This window comes from Citrobacter sp. RHBSTW-00599 (genome assembly GCF_013784065.1).
Taxonomy (GTDB): Bacteria; Pseudomonadota; Gammaproteobacteria; order Enterobacterales; family Enterobacteriaceae; genus Citrobacter; species Citrobacter braakii.
This window is the reverse complement of the sequence record NZ_CP056717.1, coordinates 4,425,457-4,442,796: the sequence shown is the minus strand read 5'-3', so window position 1 is coordinate 4,442,796 and position 17,340 is coordinate 4,425,457. Positions and strand designations below refer to the sequence as shown.

The following is a 17,340-nucleotide window of genomic DNA, read 5'->3' as shown; positions in this document are numbered from 1 at the left end:
GCGCACCTTCGCATCGCGCTAATAAAACCCCTGTAAATTACCCCAGTAATTGGCGGGAAGTCCAGATGTAAATAAGATGAAATAAGCGCGATTAGCACGCTTTCGGAATAAATAGAAATCCTCTCTATCCCAATAAACATAGTATTATTCACCGTATAAATTCATTCCTGTCCCATCCTCCTGATACCTGCCATTTCCAGAAAATAACGCCCATCTGTATCAGGCCAAAAATGCGATCTAACTCACTGAAGCAAATAGCAAACTCTGAAACAACGCCGTTTTGTACACTTTGCTTTACACTTTTAGTGATGTGAATCACAAATATAAATCCGTGAAGTGATCCGACTCTCACAAAATGGGGTGTACTCATTCAGCAATACAGTATGAGCACAGACTGGAAAGTTAAGTTTTCAGTATTTCCCCTCTCCACGGGGGCACCATCGCAAATGGCAAATCAACACGCAAAAAAAAACTTGTTGAATATGAACGGGTAAAAAAACGACGTGTGATTTGCATCACCTACATTTACAGCTTTTTAAATTATTGCCAGTGATTAATGTTGACCAGGCTATTTCCATAATCAATTAAATCTTGCATAGTGCCTCCACATTATTTCTCCCCCTGACTCAGGAGGCGAATAGTTATATTTCATCAGACTTTATTGATGAACCAGGTATGCTTTACTTCACATTAATACGTACATGACCACTGTTACTGGAGAAACAAAATGAATTATCCGGCAGAACCCTTCCGTATTAAAAGCGTTGAAACTGTATCTATGATCCCGCGTGATGAACGCCTTAAGAAAATGCAGGAAGCGGGATACAATACTTTCCTGTTAAATTCGAAAGATATTTATATTGACCTGCTGACAGACAGTGGCACTAACGCAATGAGCGACAAGCAGTGGGCCGGCATGATGATGGGTGATGAAGCCTACGCGGGCAGCGAAAACTTCTATCATCTGGAAAGAACCGTGCAGGAACTGTTCGGCTTTAAACATATTGTTCCTACTCACCAGGGGCGCGGCGCAGAAAACCTGTTATCGCAGCTGGCAATTAAACCGGGGCAATATGTTGCCGGGAATATGTATTTCACTACCACCCGTTATCACCAGGAAAAAAATGGTGCGGTGTTTGTCGATATCGTTCGTGACGAAGCGCACGATGCCGGTCTGAATATTGCTTTTAAAGGTGATATCGATCTTAAAAAATTACAAAAACTGATTGATGAAAAAGGCGCCGAGAATATTGCCTATATTTGCCTGGCAGTCACGGTTAACCTCGCAGGCGGGCAGCCGGTCTCCATGGCTAACATGCGCGCGGTGCGTGAACTGACTGCAGCACACGGCATTAAAGTGTTCTACGACGCTACCCGCTGCGTAGAAAACGCCTACTTCATCAAAGAGCAAGAGCAGGGCTTTGAGAACAAGAGCATCGCAGAGATCGTGCATGAGATGTTCAGCTACGCCGACGGTTGTACTATGAGTGGTAAAAAAGATTGTCTGGTGAATATCGGCGGCTTCCTGTGCATGAACGATGACGAAATGTTCTCTTCTGCCAAAGAGTTAGTCGTTGTCTACGAAGGCATGCCATCTTACGGCGGCCTGGCCGGACGCGACATGGAAGCCATGGCGATTGGTCTGCGCGAAGCCATGCAGTATGAGTACATCGAGCACCGCGTGAAGCAGGTTCGCTATCTGGGCGACAAGCTGAAAGCCGCTGGTGTACCGATTGTTGAACCGGTGGGCGGTCATGCGGTATTCCTCGATGCGCGTCGCTTCTGTGAGCATCTGACGCAGGACGAGTTCCCGGCGCAAAGCCTGGCTGCCAGTATCTATGTGGAAACCGGCGTACGTAGTATGGAGCGCGGAATTATCTCTGCGGGCCGTAATAACGTGACTGGTGAACACCACAGGCCGAAACTGGAAACCGTGCGTCTGACTATTCCACGCCGCGTTTATACTTACGCGCATATGGATGTGGTGGCTGACGGTATTATTAAACTTTACCAGCACAAAGAAGATATTCGCGGGCTGAAGTTTATTTACGAGCCGAAGCAACTCCGTTTCTTTACTGCACGCTTTGACTATATCTAAATAATAATTATGGCCCCATCTCAGGATGGGGCTTTTTTGTATTTCTTTTCCATGAACAGGAAGCCTTTGCGGTGCCCGTTACCGTGACATAACTACAAAAGTAAACCCTGACTCCGACATTTTTATTATCCGCATGATGTACAAATGACAGCTGTAATTATAACGAATAGTCTACAGGAACATTTATCATGGATATTAATGCCATTGAGCGACAGAGTAGTACCCCCGGACTGATTAGCGGAACCATGTTGGTTATCGCGACCGTAGTGGGTGGAGGGATGTTTTCCCTGCCGATTGCGATGGCTGGCGTATGGTTCCCCGGTGCGTCAGTTATTCTTCTGTTTATCGCCATCATGATGTTATTAACCGGTCTGATGCTGGTCGAAGTTAACCTGCATTATGGCGCTGGTGCCAGTTTTAATACTTTTACTCAGGATTTATTAGGTCGAAAGTGGAATATTGTGGTCGGTATCGCTTTCGGTTTTGTGCTGTATATTCTGACCTATGCCTATATCTCTGGTTCGTCGGCGGTGATGGCGCAAACCGTGTTCAAATACAGCGGCGTGCGCTTTCCGGCGAATATCTCGGTGGTGATCGTCAGTATGCTGGTCGGGGCGATTGCCTGGTACAGCTCCTTGTTGGTTGGACGTATTACTACCGTGTTGATCATCGGTAAGTTTATCGCGTTCTTTGCCACCTTCTCTGGCCTGGTGGGTCATATCGAAGTGGCGAAACTCGTCGACAGCGTGGCGGTGGCGCTGCCCAATTCGCAGTACCTGCCGTATATCCTGATGACGTTGCCGTTCTGCATTATCTCGTTTGGTTTTCACGGTAACGTGCCGAGCCTGGTTAAGCTGTATGGCACGAGCGGGATCTCAAATATTACGCGTTCGATTATCATCGGCACGCTGTTTGCCCTGCTGCTGTATATCTTCTGGCTGGGCGTCACGATGGGCAACATCAGCCGTTCCTCATTCCCGCCAATTATCGCTAAAGGCGGCAATATCGACGTGTTTGTCGAGGCTATCAGCGGGCTGTTCACCAGCCGTTATATGGATCTGATCCTGACCTTCTTCGGCAACTTTGCGGTAGCCAGTTCCCTGCTGGCGGCGACGCTTGGCCTGTTCGATTACATCGCCGACCTGTTTCACTTCCCGGATGACGGCATGGGTCGCCTGAAAACCGCGCTGGTGACCTACTTCCCGCCAGCCGCTGTGTGCTTCTTCTTCCCGAACGGGTTTGTCCACGCCATTGGTTACGCCGGTCTGGCCTTTACCATCTGGAGCGTGATCCTGCCGCCGTTCCTGGTGAAAGCGGCGCGGAAACGTTTTCCGACCGCCAGCTATACCGCGCCGTGTAATAACACCGTACTCAATCTGGTCATTGTCTGTGGGGCGGTTGTCTATCTGACGGTTGTTCTGGACGTATTTGGTCTGCTGCCAACGTTTCGCTAGACGGAGTCAAAATGAAAAACGTGTTGTCTGTTCAGTCGTCAGTCGTTTATGGCTATGCCGGAAATAAAGCCGCCGTGTTGCCGATGCAGCTCTCGGGGATCGATGTCTGGCCGTTTTACACCGTACAGTTTTCCAACCACACCCAGTACGGGATGTGGCAGGGCATGGCAATGCCGCACGGCGAGCTGAGCGCCATCATCAGCGGGCTGGATGACCTGCAAAAACTGGCGCAATGCGATGCCGTACTGTCCGGGTATCTCGGGGACAAACGCCATTGCGAAGAGGTGAAGCTCGCGGTCACCACCATTCGCCAGCGTAATCCCCAGGCGCTCTATTTTTGTGATCCGGTGATGGGCGACCCGCAAAAAGGCTGCATCGTCGCGCAGGGCGTGGAGTCTTTTTTTGTCGATGACGCCATTCAACTGGCTGATGTGATGGGGCCGAATCTCTATGAGCTGGGCGTGCTGACGGGCAGACAACTACGTAGTTTTGACGAGGTGGTGGAAGCGGCGCAGCAGCTGGTGGCGTGGGGCGTGAAGAAGGTGCTGGTGAAACATCTCGGCGACTGCTCGCGCGACAAAAAGGCGTTTGAAATGCTGCTGGTGACGGCGGAACAGACGTTACACATCGCCCGGCCGCTGTATACCTTTGCCAAAATGCCGGTGGGCGTTGGGGATCTGATTTGCAGCGTGATGCTGGCCTCACTGCTCAACGGTTATGAGGACAAGCAGGCGCTGGAGCGGACCACCAGTGTCGTCGACGCAGTAATGCGGCTGACGAAAGAGCACGACTCGTATGAACTGCGGCTGATAGACGCGCGTCACCAGATAATGGAGCCGCAAATTCGCTATCAGGCAACGGTGCTGTAGCGCCGCAAGGAGGCTCTATGTTTCTGACACTGCTACGATTTCAGCATCCGCTGATCTACCGTTTTGCATGGCTTCGTCTGTGGGTCAGGGTGTTAAGAGCGTGCGGGCTGCGTAAGTGAAAGGGGAGAACATTTTCTCTGCTGCCGGATGCGGCGCTTGCGCCTTATCCGGCCTACAAATGAGCGTGAAACGTAGACCCGATAAGCGAAGCGCCATCAGGCATTAGCGCCAGGCATTACACGCGGAAGTAGCGTGGTGGGATCAACGCGGAAAAGGCGTCGAACTTCTTCACCATCTTTTTCCAGAACAACATAACAACAATCCTCGATTTGAAACATCGGCGCTATTTTAGTCAGCGCCGACAAATCGTAAAGCCAGTCGCTTCGTTTCGATCCTGAAGCGGTGTAAACCTTTTTGGTCACCAGGTCGTCAAATACGGTTGCCGTGAATTTGACGGGGTTGACAATGGATTACGCCATAAACCAGTAATAAAAGAGACCGACTTTCAGGCCGAGGATCACAATATAGGCGCAGCAGTATTTCATGGTGCCAGACATTATCTGGTTGGCCTGTCCGTCCATTTTGGTGGCTGAAACCGCAATGGCGATACTCTGCGGCGAAATCATTTTCCCCCCCGTTGCGCCAGAAGTATTCGCCGCCGCGAGCCAGTTGGGATCGATATGCAGTTTACTGGCGGCAATGGTTTGCAGTTTGCCGAACAAAATATTTGAGTTGGTATCGCTGCCGGTAACAAACGTGCCCAGCGCGCCAATCACCGGGGCGAGGAAGACGTAGGAACTGCCGGTCAGATCGACAATCGACTGGGCCAGCGTGGAGATAATCCCGCTGAGATCCATCACCGTGGCCAGCGCGACAATCGCCATAATCGCCACAATGGAATTTTTAAGCTGGAAAATGGTTTTGATAAACACTTCCAGCATCCCGCGTGCGGACGCTCCCTGAATAAAACCGCCGATAAGGGTCGCAAAGATGATCAGCATCCCCGGCGTGGTCACCCATTCAACTTTCAGCGCCAGCGTGTTGCCGTCGGCGAGCGTGAAATGCAGCACCGAGGCCAGTTGGGACGCCGCGCCTTTGATCGTCGGGAACAGCGGTGAGCACAGCAGGATAAAAACAAAAATAAACAGATAGATAGAGCCTACGCGGAACAACACTTTTGCCGAGCGCGGCGTGGTTTCGCGGGTATGGCTGACCTCAATGCGCCACTCGGGATCGGTTTTCCCTTTGCGCAGGCGACTGACCATCGCCACAGCAAACAAGCTGACCAGGCTACCGGCAAAGGCGGGCAATTCCGCGCCAAGATGGATGGCGACAAAATATTGCGGAACCAGCGTGGTGATGCCGCAAATCAGCGTGATCAGAAATACGCCACGAATGGCTTTCAGGCCGCCGCCAATAATGCAGACAATGACAAACGGCAGCAGGATATTAAACAGTGCGAGCTGCAGAATAATGGTTCCGCCTAAGGTATACACCGGCAGGTTAACCTGTTCCGCCAGAATAGAAACCGGGATCCCGACCGCGCCGAACGCGGTGGGAACGGTATTCGCCACGAGAGAAGCGATCGCCGCCTTCAGCGGGTTGAATCCCAGCGCAATAAGAATGCCGATCGGAATGGCGACCGCAGTGCCATAACCTGCCGCGGCTTCAAGGAATCCGCCGAAGCACCATGAAATCAGTAGCACCTGAATACGCTTATCTTCGCTAATGCTGGCGAGAATATCGCGCAGAATATCCAGCGCCTTGGTCGCCTGCATGACGTTATAACTGAAGATGGCGCCGAGGATCACAATCACAATCGGCCATAACCCCTTCAGGGCGCCATAGCCTATCGCGGCTTTCAGATTCTGTACGGGCATTTCCCAGAATATGGCCGACAGCGCGGCAGTGAATACCAAAGAGATCAACACGGAATAATGGATGGGCATTTTCAATTTCAATATTAAAAATACCATCAGTAGTAAAGGAGAGAGTGCCAGGGCAAACATAAAATATTCTTTCATTGCTATTCCTGATTGTTCATTAAACCTGATTTATATTTATGGTGGGGAGGCTACATTGCTGGGTTAATAAAGTATGTAAACTGAATCGCTTCAGTGAATAAAGTAATTATGATTTGTAGTTTTGTAACTATTGTAATCTTTTAATTAAAATCCAATGCCAGGTAAATATACTTAAGAGTAAGCTTAATACCTATAAATAGTTATATGATAACCTTTTTAATAATGCTGGTGATGAGAATAGTAAGCACCTGAAACTGTTTTTAAGGTGTTCATAATGCTGTGGTTTTAAATATAAAAATGTGAGCGAGACCGAAAGAAATAAACCTGGTTGTTGCATATGGGGGTTGATTAGGGGATTATTTGGTTTTGTCATACAAATGATAATACAGACATATGCGACTGTCCTGACTTAAGAAGCGGAGAGTCGGCATCAAAGGAAAACGACCCGAGCATCACCATGAACCCAGGTATTAGTAAAAACAGCAAACAGAAAAACTGGGCGTGAAATACGGCTGAACCTTTGCTTGATATCGCGATATCAAGCGCAATAAACAGAAATGAAGCAATGGAGTAGTTATTGTGAATGTAAATTTCTTTGTTACCTGCATTGGTGACGCACTGAAATCACGGATGGCACGAGACTCCGTATTGCTGCTGGAAAAACTCGGTTGCCGCGTTAATTTCCCCGAGAAGCAAGGGTGTTGCGGTCAGCCAGCCATTAACAGCGGTTACATCAAAGAGGCGATCCCTGGGATGAAAAACCTGATCGCCGCCCTGGAAGACAACGACGATCCGATTATCTCGCCAGCAGGCTCCTGTACCTACGCGGTAAAAAGCTATCCGACGTATCTGGCCGATGAACCGGAATGGGCGCTGCGTGCCGAAAAGGTCGCCGCGCGTATGCAGGATCTCACCTCCTTTATCGTCAACAAGCTGGGCGTGGTGGATGTCGGTGCCAGCCTGCAGGGCCGCGCTGTCTATCATCCCTCTTGTAGCCTGACTCGGAAGCTGGGGGTGAAGGAAGAGCCGCTTACGCTGCTGAAAAACGTGCGCGGGCTGGAGCTGCTGACGTTTGCCGATCAGGATACCTGCTGCGGCTTTGGCGGGACGTTCTCGGTCAAAATGGCCGAGATATCCGGCGAGATGGTGAAAGAGAAAGTCTTACATTTGATGGATGCACAGCCGGAATATTTGATTGGCGCAGACGTCAGTTGCCTGCTGAACATTGGCGGTCGACTGCAACGGGAAGGCCAGCCGGTCAAAGTGATGCATATTGCTGAAGTGCTGATGAGCCGCTGAGGGGAAAGAGATGTCGATAAAAACCAGCGATGTAGAATTTAAACTGCGCATTCGTCAGCAGATAGAAGATCCGATCATGCGCAAAGCCGTGGCCAATGCGCAGGAGCGTATTGGCGCAAATCGACAAAAAATGGTCGATGAGTTAGGCCACTGGGAAGACTGGCGCGATCGTGCCAGCCAGATCCGCGATCACGTGCTGAGCAACCTCGACGCTTATCTGTATCAACTCTCCGAGAAAGTGACGCAAAACGGCGGCCACGTCTATTTCGCCAAAACCAAAGAAGAGGCCACCGCCTACATTCTGCAGGTCGCGCTCAGCAAAAACGCGAAGAAGGTGGTGAAGTCCAAGTCGATGGTGACCGAGGAGATCGGCGTCAACCATGTCCTGCAGGATGCGGGAATCCAGGTGATCGAAACCGATCTCGGGGAATACATCCTGCAATTGGATCAGGATCCGCCTTCGCACGTCGTGGTGCCGGCTATTCATAAAGATCGCTATCAGATCCGCCGCGTGCTGAACGAGCGTCTGGGGTATGACGGCCCGGAAACCCCGGAAGCCATGACCTTGTTCATTCGCCAGAAGATCCGCGAGGATTTCCTGAGTGCCGAAATCGGTATTACCGGCTGTAACTTTGCCGTGGCGGAAACCGGTTCAGTATGCCTGGTGACCAACGAAGGCAACGCGCGCATGTGCACCACGCTGCCGAAAACGCACATTGCGGTGATGGGCATGGAGCGTATCGCGCCGACCTTTTCCGATGTGGATGTGCTGATCACCATGCTGGCGCGCAGCGCCGTGGGCGCTCGTCTGACGGGCTATAACACCTGGCTGACTGGCCCGCGTGAGGCGGATAACGTGGACGGACCGGAAGAGTTCCATCTGGTGATTGTCGATAACGGTCGCTCGCAGGTGCTGGGCTCTGAGTTTCGCGATGTGCTGCGCTGCATCCGCTGCGGGGCCTGTATGAACACCTGCCCGGCGTATCGCCACATTGGCGGACACGGCTATGGCTCTATCTATCCCGGCCCTATTGGCGCGGTGATTTCTCCACTGCTCGGCGGCTATAAAGATTTTAAAGACCTGCCGTACGCCTGTTCCTTATGCACGGCCTGCGACAGCGTCTGCCCGGTGCGTATTCCGCTGTCAAAACTGATCCTGCGTCATCGTCGGGTGATGGCCGAGGAGGGCATTACCCCGAAAGCTGAGCGACGGGCGATCAAAATGTTCGCTTATGCCAATAGCCATCCGGGGCTGTGGAAAGTGGGGATGATGGCGGGCGCGCATGCGGCAAGCTGGTTTATCAATGGCGGGAAAACCCCGCTCAAGGTTGGCGCGATTGGTGACTGGATGGAGGCGCGCGATCTGCCTGATGCTGACGGCGAGAGCTTCCGCAGCTGGTTTAAGAAACATCAGGCGCAGGAGAAAAAGAATGGATAACCGTACCGCGTTTTTAAACACCATCGCCCAGGCGCTGGGTCGCCCGCCGCGTTTCGAACCGCAAGCGGATGCCGCGCCGGTTAACAATTATGCCAACGAGCGCCTGACCGAACTTAGCCCGCAGCAGCGCTGCGATGCGTTTATCCAGTTCGCCAGCGAAGTGATGCTGGCTCGCTGTGAACTGACTCGCGAGGACCAGGCCGCAGAAGCAGCGCTACGCCTGTGTGAAGAATTGGGTCAGCCGGTAGTGCTGAGCGGCGACAGCCGACTGGTGGCGCTGGGCATCACCGAACGCTTGCAGCAGGAATGCAACGCCGTGGTCTGGGATCCGGCGCGAGGCAGCGAAAATATTACCGAGGCCGAGCAGGCGAAAGTCGGCGTGGTGTATGCCGAGTATGGCCTGACTGAGTCCGGCGGCGTGGTGCTGTTTTCCGCGCCGGAGCGCGGGCGTTCTTTGAGCCTGTTGCCGGAATCCTCGATTTTCGTGCTGCGTAAAAGCACCATCCTGCCGCGCGTGGCACAACTGGCAGAAAAACTGCATCAGAAAGCGCAGGCCGGTGAGCGTATGCCGTCGTGCATTAATATTATCAGTGGACCCAGCTCGACGGCGGATATTGAGCTTATCAAGGTGGTTGGGGTGCATGGCCCGGTGAAGGCGGTGTATCTGATTATTGAGGATTGTTAAGGCAGGAGAAAGAACCGCTCTGGGCTGTGGGCCAGAGCGGTATCGACGTTATGCAATCATGCTGATGATCAACACGATAATCAGACCAACCACGGAGTTCACCAGCTCCAGCAGACCCCAGGTTTTCAGCGTATCCTTCACCGACAGATCAAAGTAGCCTTTGAACAGCCAGAACGAGGCATCGTTGATATGGGTCAGGGTGTTGGAGCCTGCCGCCGTCGCCAGTACCAGCAACGCCGGATCGACGCCCACCAGTTGACCGGTTGCCGGGTCGAGAATGGCTGCGCTGATAATCCCCGCCGCCGTCATGGCTGAGACCACGCCCTGACCGGTTGCCAGACGAATAAGCACGGTTATCAACCACGCATGATGTATGGAGAAATATTGCCGTGCGACATCAGCATGCCGATGGTATCGCCGATGCCGGTATCGATAATGGTCTGCTTCAGTACGCCGCCCGCGCCGATGATCAGGATTACCATGGCGATGCTTTTCACCGCGTTTTCAAAGGCGTTCATCACCCACTGCATGTCGTGACCACGCGCGGTACCAAACAGCACGAAGGCGACAATCATGGCGATAAACATCGCAATTGGCGAGGAGCCTAAGAAGTTGACCACTTCCCACGCCTGCGTTCCTTTCACCAGCCAGATGTTGGCGATGGTGGTGGAGATCATGATGATCGCCGGGATCAGCGGAACCAGAATAGAGACGCCGAAAGACGGTAGATTGTTCTGGTCAACCGGTACGTCGGCCTTCATGAATGACGGCGTCGGGCGATCGAGGTTGCCGAGGAACTTCGGCAGGATAAGCCCGGCGCAGATCACGCTCGGAATAGTCACCAGAATACCGTAGATGTAGACCATACCCATGTCAGCGCCGTAGGCGTTAACCAGCGCGACCGGACCAGGCTGCGGCGGGAACAGAGAGTGGGCGGTGGTGGCGGCGGCAACGGCAGGAATCGCCAGCTTGAGGAACGGGATCTTCGCTTCTGCGGCAATGACGATCACCAGCGGCGCCAGCATAATAAACGCCACTTCATAGAACATCGCCAGGCCGAAAATCAGACCAATAATGATCACCGACAGTTGCACATAGCGCAGCCCGAGTCGCGCCAGCAGCGTATGAGCAATCTGATGCGCCGCTCCGGAATCGACCATCAGCTTACCGATGACTGCCCCGAATACCACGATAATCGCCAACTCACCCAGCGTGCTGCCAAAGCCGGATTTCATGGTGTGCAGCAGCGCCATTAAGTCCATACCCGCCAGCATGCCGACCGAGAGCGCCGCCAGCAGCAGGGCGACCATCGAGTTTATTTTGAATCTTAGATTGAGCACCAGCATCAGACCGATGCCGAATACGACCCACAGAATATTGAGAACATGCATATAACGTCTACCTTTATTGGTTGAACTATTATGATTTTGGTTGAGATGTTATCCGTATTGGTTAACCATTGATGCGATGAATGTCACATTGCGTTACATGTTTACATCTTTACTGCGCTTCCTGGCCGCAAAATGGCGATCTAATCAGCAAAAATCGTGATTTGGTTAACCAATTCATTCCTTCAGGTTGACATGTCATACCAAAAGGAGGAATTTATGTGCCATATCGTCGAGTCCATAACGTAAATGAGGAATAAAAGATGGAACAGACATGGCGCTGGTATGGTCCTAACGATCCGGTCACCTTAGCGGATGTACGTCAGGCGGGTGCCACGGGCGTGGTCACCGCCTTGCACCATATCCCGAACGGGGAAGTGTGGACGGTTGATGAGATCCTAAAACGCAAAGCCATTATTGAGCAGGCGGGCCTGGTCTGGTCGGTCGTCGAAAGCGTACCGATCCACGAAGACATTAAAACCCGTTCTGGTAACTATCAGCAGTGGATCGCCAACTACCAGCAAAGCCTGCGTAACCTGGCCCAGTGCGGCATTCGTACCGTGTGCTACAACTTCATGCCGGTTCTCGACTGGACCCGTACCGACCTGGAATACGTCCTGCCGGACGGCTCCAAAGCGCTGCGTTTTGACCAGATTGAATTCGCCGCCTTTGAGCTGCACATCCTCAAACGTTCGGGCGCGGAAGCGGATTACACCGCCGAAGAGATTGCTCAGGCGAATGAACGCTTCGCCACCATGAGCGATGAAGACAAAGCGCGTCTGACCCGCAATATCATCGCCGGTCTGCCGGGCGCGGAAGAGGGCTATACGCTTGACCAGTTCCGCCAGCATCTTGCGCGTTATAAAGATATCGATAAAGCCGCACTGCGCGAGAACTTTGCCGTCTTCCTGAAAGCAATTATTCCTGTGGCGGAAGAAGCAGGCGTGCGGATGGCGGTACACCCGGACGATCCGCCGCGCCCAATCCTCGGCCTGCCGCGCATTGTTTCCACTGTGGAAGATATGCAATGGATGGTCGATACGGTCAACAGCATGGCGAACGGTTTTACCATGTGCACCGGCTCCTACGGCGTCCGGGCGGACAACGATCTGGTCGACATGATCAAACAGTTTGGCCCACGTATTTACTTCACCCACCTGCGCTCCACGCTGCGTGAAGATAACCCGAAAACCTTCCATGAAGCGGCGCATCTTAACGGCGACGTCGATATGTACGAAGTCGTGAAAGCGATCGTTGAGGAAGAGCAGCGCCGTAAAGCCGAGGGTAAAGAGGACCTGATCCCAATGCGTCCGGACCACGGCCATCAGATGCTTGACGATCTGAAAAAGAAAACCAACCCAGGCTACTCCGCGATTGGTCGCCTGAAAGGGCTGGCGGAAGTGCGTGGCGTTGAGATGGCTATCCAGCGCGCTTTCTTTAGCCGCTAAAGCGAGTTGCCGGCCACCTGTCTGGCCGGCTTTTTCTTTTCTCTTCCGTTGGTCATTCAACGGGTTCTGGAGTTCACGATGACAACGACAATTGCCAATAGCAACCTGCCGGTTGCTCGCCCTGCATGGGACTGCTCGCGCCTGCAATCCCGCATTGTTCACCTGGGATGCGGCGCATTTCACCGCGCGCACCAGGCGCTGTACACCCATCATCTGCTGGAAACCACCGACAGCGACTGGGGGATCTGTGAAGTTAACCTGATGCCGGGTAACGATCGCGTCCTGATTGAAAACCTGCGCAAACAGCAACTGCTGTATACCGTGGCGGAAAAAGGCGCGGACAACACCGTGCTGAAAGTGATTGGCTCGATGAAAGAAGCGTTGCACCCGGAGCTTGACGGTTGTGATGGTATTTTACAGGCTATGGCGCGCCCGCAGACGGCAATTGTCTCGCTGACGGTCACGGAAAAAGGCTACTGCACTGATGCTGCCAGCGGTCAGTTAGATCTCAATAACCCGCTGATTAAACACGATTTGGCGAATCCAGGCGCGCCGAAATCGGCGATTGGTTACATCGTACAGGCGCTGCATCTGCGTCGTGAGCAAGGGCTTGCGGCCTTTACCGTGATGTCCTGCGATAACGTGCGTGAAAATGGTCATGTGGCGAAAGTCGCGGTGCTGGGTCTGGCGCAGGCGCGCGACCCGCAGCTGGCGCAGTGGATTGAGGCTAATGCCACTTTCCCGTGCACCATGGTAGACCGCATTGTTCCGGCGGCGACGCCAGAAACGTTGCAAGAGATTGCCGACCAGTTGGGCGTGTACGATCCGTGTGCTATCGCCTGTGAGCCATTCCGTCAGTGGGTTATCGAAGATAACTTTGTTAACGGTCGCCCTGACTGGGATAATGTTGGTGCGCAGTTCGTTGCCGATGTGGTGCCGTTTGAAATGATGAAACTGCGTATGCTCAACGGCAGCCACTCTTTCCTCGCGTATTTGGGCTATCTCGGCGGCTATGAAACTATCGCTGATACCATGACAAATCCGGCGTACCGCAAAGCGGCGTTCGCGCTGATGATGCAGGAGCAAGCGCCGACGCTGTCGATGCCGGAAGGCACCGATCTTAACGCCTATGCGACGCTGCTCATCGAGCGTTTCAGCAACCCATCACTGCGTCACCGCACCTGGCAGATTGCGATGGACGGCAGCCAGAAATTGCCGCAGCGCCTGCTGGATCCGGTGCGTCTGCATCTGCAAAACGCCAGCGACTGGCGTCACCTGGCGCTGGGCGTGGCGGGCTGGATGCGCTACACCCGTGGCGTGGATGAACAGGGGCAGGCCATTGATGTTGTCGACCCCTTGCTGGCTGAGTTCCAGCGCATTAACCAACAGTTCCAGGGGGCCGAACGCGTGACGGCGCTGCTGGGGCTGAGCGGCATTTTTGGCCATGATCTGGCGGAAAACGCTGATTTTGTTGAGTCAATTATCGCGACGTATCAACAGCTGTGTGAACACGGTGCACGCGAGTGCGTTGCGGCGTTAGGCGCTGACGCATAATCCCCGAAGTATGACGGGTCAATCAAAATGCTGATTTGGTTGACCCGTTTTCTGTTTTTGGCTTCCCGCAAATGCTATAGTTCAGGCGAAAAAATGTTTTTTGTAGGCTTGATAAGATGCGTCAGCGTCGCCATCAGCCAACGGCACAGGTGCCGGTTGGCAGCGCATGTGCCTTATCCGGCCTACGGATCTGAATTGACGCATCTGACGGACATAACACGATGAAATCGAACACTTCTCAACAAAGACCCTACCAGGAAGTGGGTGCAATGATCCGCGATCTGATTGTCCAGACGCCGTACCAACCCGGGGAGCGTTTGCCGCCGGAACGTGAAATTGCTGAGATGCTCAACGTCACTCGCACGGTGGTTCGCGAAGCGTTAATTATGCTGGAAATTAAAGGTCTGGTGGACGTGCGTCGCGGCGCCGGGATCTACGTACTCGACAATGCAGATGCGCAGACCATCGACAGTACGGATGTCAATCATTGCAATGACGCGGGTCCGTTTGAGCTGCTGCAGGCGCGACAGCTGTTGGAAAGCAATATCGCCGAATTCGCCGCGCTGCAGGCAACGCGTGAAGATATCGTTAAAATGCGCCAGGCGTTACAGCTGGAAGAGCGAGAGCTGGCCTCCAGCGAAGCGAACGGTTCTGAAAGCGGCGACATGCAGTTCCATCTCGCCATAGCCGAAGCCACGCATAACAGCATGCTGGTGGAGCTGTTTCGCCAGTCATGGCAGTGGCGTGAAAACAACCCGATGTGGATCCAGCTCCATAGCCACCTTGACGATACCCATTACCGTAAAGAGTGGATGGGTGACCACAAACAGATCCTGGCGGCATTAATCAAAAAGGATGCCCGCGCAGCCAAGCTGGCAATGTGGCAGCATCTGGAAAACGTCAAACAGCGCCTGCTGGAGTTTTCAAATGTTGATGACATCGACTTTGATGGCTATCTGTTTGATTCCTGGCCGCTGGATAAAGTTAACGCCTGATTTTCCTTCCTCTCCCATGCGGGCTGTTGCAGCCCGCGCGACACTTTTCAGCACAAAAGTTTATTGCATAACAACGCTTTTTTCTCGTCATGAACGTCACGTAAAAAAAGGTTTCCATCACCTCAGATGATGATTTTTCCTCCGTCGTTACGCGGTGAAAATTGATTTATATCAATTAAAAACAACTTATTTTTGCATGCGAAAAAATGCATTGTTTACCTTATTTTTACCTTTCCGTGCTTATTTTTAGACAAAACGGGCCTGTGTTAAGTGAGAATCAAACTGATTTACGCGGTGGTCAGAGCGAGGCAGCCCGGAATAACAGTGCATAAAAACAGGCGCTTCACGGAAATGTAGACATTAATAACGGCACGTAACTTATTGGCTGTAATGATGTTTTGATTTGATGTCATGTTTATTGTCAATAGTTCTGGCTTTTTTAATCAAATGAATAAAAGTGAATATATGTAAAGTTAAAATTACACATTATTCTATAATCAAGTTATCTTTCATTTGAAATGCTGTTCCAGTTTTTTGTCCGTTATTAACAGTTTCATTACTATTGTCACTGTATTTTGCCGTTGACATGTTTTTACACTGACTGCATATTTCATCGCCATAAGCGTGTTTGCGTTCAGGAGATGATAATGCCCTCTCGAGATTACCCCGATATTAGAAAGGCCAGGGGTACCCGTTCAAAAGATATGGTTCTTTTAAGTGCCCGTGTCGATACCTCTCTGTGGGAATATGTTCGTACGCTGGCATTTGAAACCCGTAAAAGTAAACAAGATATTATTGCCGAAGCAATAATGTTATATCGCTCTGTTAATGAGAGCGTAAACGAAGAATCCAAGTAATTACTCTCTGTTCGGGTTTTATTTAACCCAAAATGATATGTGTCTTGCCACTTTATTATTACCTTCATTGGTGTGTTAGAGGTTTTCCCCTTTTCCATAGGGGGCTTTTTTATGCGGGTATTCTGCCTTCATAACAAAGTTGATAGCAAAATTCACAATTAAAAGTGAGTAATAACATGAAAAAGTCAGCAGTGGCATTAGCTGTAATGGTATTAGGGGTAACCTCCGTTCATGCAGCGGAAATTTATAATAAAGATGGCAACAAACTGGATCTGTACGGCAAAGTAAAAGCGGTCCATTCCTGGACTGGCGGCACCGATGCCGACGGTACATACGCGCGTCTGGGTTTTCGCGGTGAGACACAAATCAACGATCAACTGACCGGTTATGGCCAATTTGAAAGTCAGTTTGATGCCTCTAAAGCAGAAGGTTCTCAGAATGGCGTCAATACACGTCTGGCGTTTGCTGGCCTGGATTATGGCCATGACGTTAGCTTTGACTACGGTCGTAACTACGGTATTGCTTATGACGTGGGAGCTTACACTGACACTCTTTCAGAGTTCGGCGGCGACTCCTTTGAAGATACTGACCGCTTCCTTACTACACGTACTGCTGGCGTTGCAACACTCCGCACCAAAAATCTGTTTGGAGCCGTTGATGGTCTGAACATTGGCGCGCAATACCAGGGCCAGGATGACACTAACACTAGCCCGGCAAAACAGCATGGCAATGGCTATGGCTTCTCCCTGGGTTATGACAATATTGCGGATTCCGGCGTATCTGCGATTGCGGCCTACACCACCAGTGCGGTGACTGCTCTGCAGAAACGAAGCGGCTGGGATGGCGAAAACGCAGAGTTCTGGGGCGCGGGTCTGAAATATGATGCTAATGCCATCTACGTCGCGACCATGTACGGCGAGTCCCACAACCTGATTCAGGATGCGGATAAAGCTGAGCACTTTGAAGCAATGGCTGCGTATGTGTTTGATTTTGGTCTGCGTCCGAACGTGGGTTACGTTCACGCGCGTGACAACAACAATAATGACCTGACTGAATACGTAGCGTTGGGCACGGATTACTACTTCAACAAAAACATCGTGGCTGATGTGGGTTACAAAATTAACCTGCTCGACGGCAAAGACGACGACAACCAGGTTGTTGCGGGTCTGACCTATCAGTTCTAATTTGTTGTACTAGCATAAAAGGCGTCTTAGTTAAGACGCCTTTTTTA

12 protein-coding genes and 1 pseudogene are annotated in these 17,340 nt (G+C 51.9%); 11 read left to right on the top strand and 2 right to left on the bottom strand.

From position 1 onward, the window contains the following. Nucleotides 1-727 precede the first annotated feature (727 nt). The 3 genes from HV243_RS21580 to pdxY all read left to right on the top strand — a co-directional run bounded on the left by HV243_RS21580 (nt 728) and on the right by pdxY (nt 4,421). Nucleotides 728-2,098 carry a tyrosine phenol-lyase gene (locus tag HV243_RS21580; RefSeq protein ID WP_016155590.1) on the top strand — a complete coding sequence of 457 codons (1,371 nt, stop codon included), beginning with the start codon at nt 728-730 and terminating at the stop codon, nt 2,096-2,098. 188 nt (nt 2,099-2,286) lie between these two features. After that, nucleotides 2,287-3,552 (top strand): aromatic amino acid transporter, encoded by a 1,266-nt coding sequence (locus HV243_RS21575; RefSeq protein ID WP_016151548.1) that lies wholly within the window; start codon nt 2,287-2,289, stop codon nt 3,550-3,552. A gap of 11 nt (nt 3,553-3,563) precedes the next feature. After that, the gene (gene pdxY, locus HV243_RS21570) at nt 3,564-4,421 is read left to right on the top strand and encodes a pyridoxal kinase PdxY (RefSeq protein ID WP_053389296.1); all 858 of its coding nucleotides are present in this window, start codon (nt 3,564-3,566) and stop codon (nt 4,419-4,421) included. Nucleotides 4,422-4,891: 470 nt separating this feature from the next. Here pdxY and HV243_RS21565 read toward each other — a convergent pair whose 3' ends face one another. Then, nucleotides 4,892-6,445 (bottom strand): L-lactate permease, encoded by a 1,554-nt coding sequence (locus tag HV243_RS21565; protein WP_053389297.1) that lies wholly within the window; start codon nt 6,443-6,445, stop codon nt 4,892-4,894. Nucleotides 6,446-7,024: 579 nt separating this feature from the next. On the opposite strand from HV243_RS21565, the gene HV243_RS21560 reads away from it, so the two are divergent. The 3 genes from HV243_RS21560 to HV243_RS21550 are packed head-to-tail and all read left to right on the top strand — an operon-like array spanning nt 7,025 to nt 9,867. Next, on the top strand, nt 7,025-7,744 hold the full coding sequence (locus HV243_RS21560; RefSeq protein ID WP_016155592.1) for a (Fe-S)-binding protein: 720 nt from the start codon (nt 7,025-7,027) through the stop codon (nt 7,742-7,744). Between the two features lie 10 nt (nt 7,745-7,754). Then, nucleotides 7,755-9,182 carry a LutB/LldF family L-lactate oxidation iron-sulfur protein gene (locus HV243_RS21555; RefSeq protein WP_053389298.1) on the top strand — a complete coding sequence of 476 codons (1,428 nt, stop codon included), beginning with the start codon at nt 7,755-7,757 and terminating at the stop codon, nt 9,180-9,182. Then, nucleotides 9,175-9,867: a lactate utilization protein C gene (locus HV243_RS21550; protein ID WP_016151553.1), complete on the top strand. Its 693-nt coding sequence runs from the start codon at nt 9,175-9,177 to the stop codon at nt 9,865-9,867. The genes HV243_RS21555 and HV243_RS21550 overlap by 8 nt, the downstream gene beginning before the upstream one ends. 48 nt (nt 9,868-9,915) lie before the next feature. Here HV243_RS21550 and gntP read toward each other — a convergent pair. Then, nucleotides 9,916-11,258: pseudogene (gntP, locus tag HV243_RS21545) on the bottom strand (gluconate permease GntP). Nucleotides 11,259-11,518: 260 nt separating this feature from the next. Here gntP and uxuA point away from each other — a divergent pair. The 5 genes from uxuA (at nt 11,519) to HV243_RS21520 (ending at nt 17,293) form a co-directional block, all read left to right on the top strand. Then, complete coding sequence (uxuA, locus tag HV243_RS21540) at nt 11,519-12,703, top strand: mannonate dehydratase (RefSeq protein WP_016151555.1); 1,185 nt, start codon at nt 11,519-11,521, stop codon at nt 12,701-12,703. A 78-nt stretch (nt 12,704-12,781) separates the two neighbouring features. Then, nucleotides 12,782-14,257, top strand: coding sequence for a fructuronate reductase (locus HV243_RS21535; RefSeq protein ID WP_046275098.1), 1,476 nt, complete (start codon nt 12,782-12,784; stop codon nt 14,255-14,257). A gap of 221 nt (nt 14,258-14,478) precedes the next feature. Further along, nucleotides 14,479-15,252, top strand: coding sequence for a Uxu operon transcriptional regulator (uxuR, locus tag HV243_RS21530; protein WP_029139754.1), 774 nt, complete (start codon nt 14,479-14,481; stop codon nt 15,250-15,252). A 647-nt stretch (nt 15,253-15,899) separates the two neighbouring features. Further along, the gene (locus tag HV243_RS21525) at nt 15,900-16,109 is read left to right on the top strand and encodes a hypothetical protein (protein WP_016151558.1); all 210 of its coding nucleotides are present in this window, start codon (nt 15,900-15,902) and stop codon (nt 16,107-16,109) included. Between the two features lie 176 nt (nt 16,110-16,285). After that, entirely contained in the window at nt 16,286-17,293 is a 1,008-nt protein-coding gene (locus HV243_RS21520; RefSeq protein ID WP_053389299.1) for a porin, read from the top strand. Nucleotides 17,294-17,340: the final 47 nt, after the last annotated feature.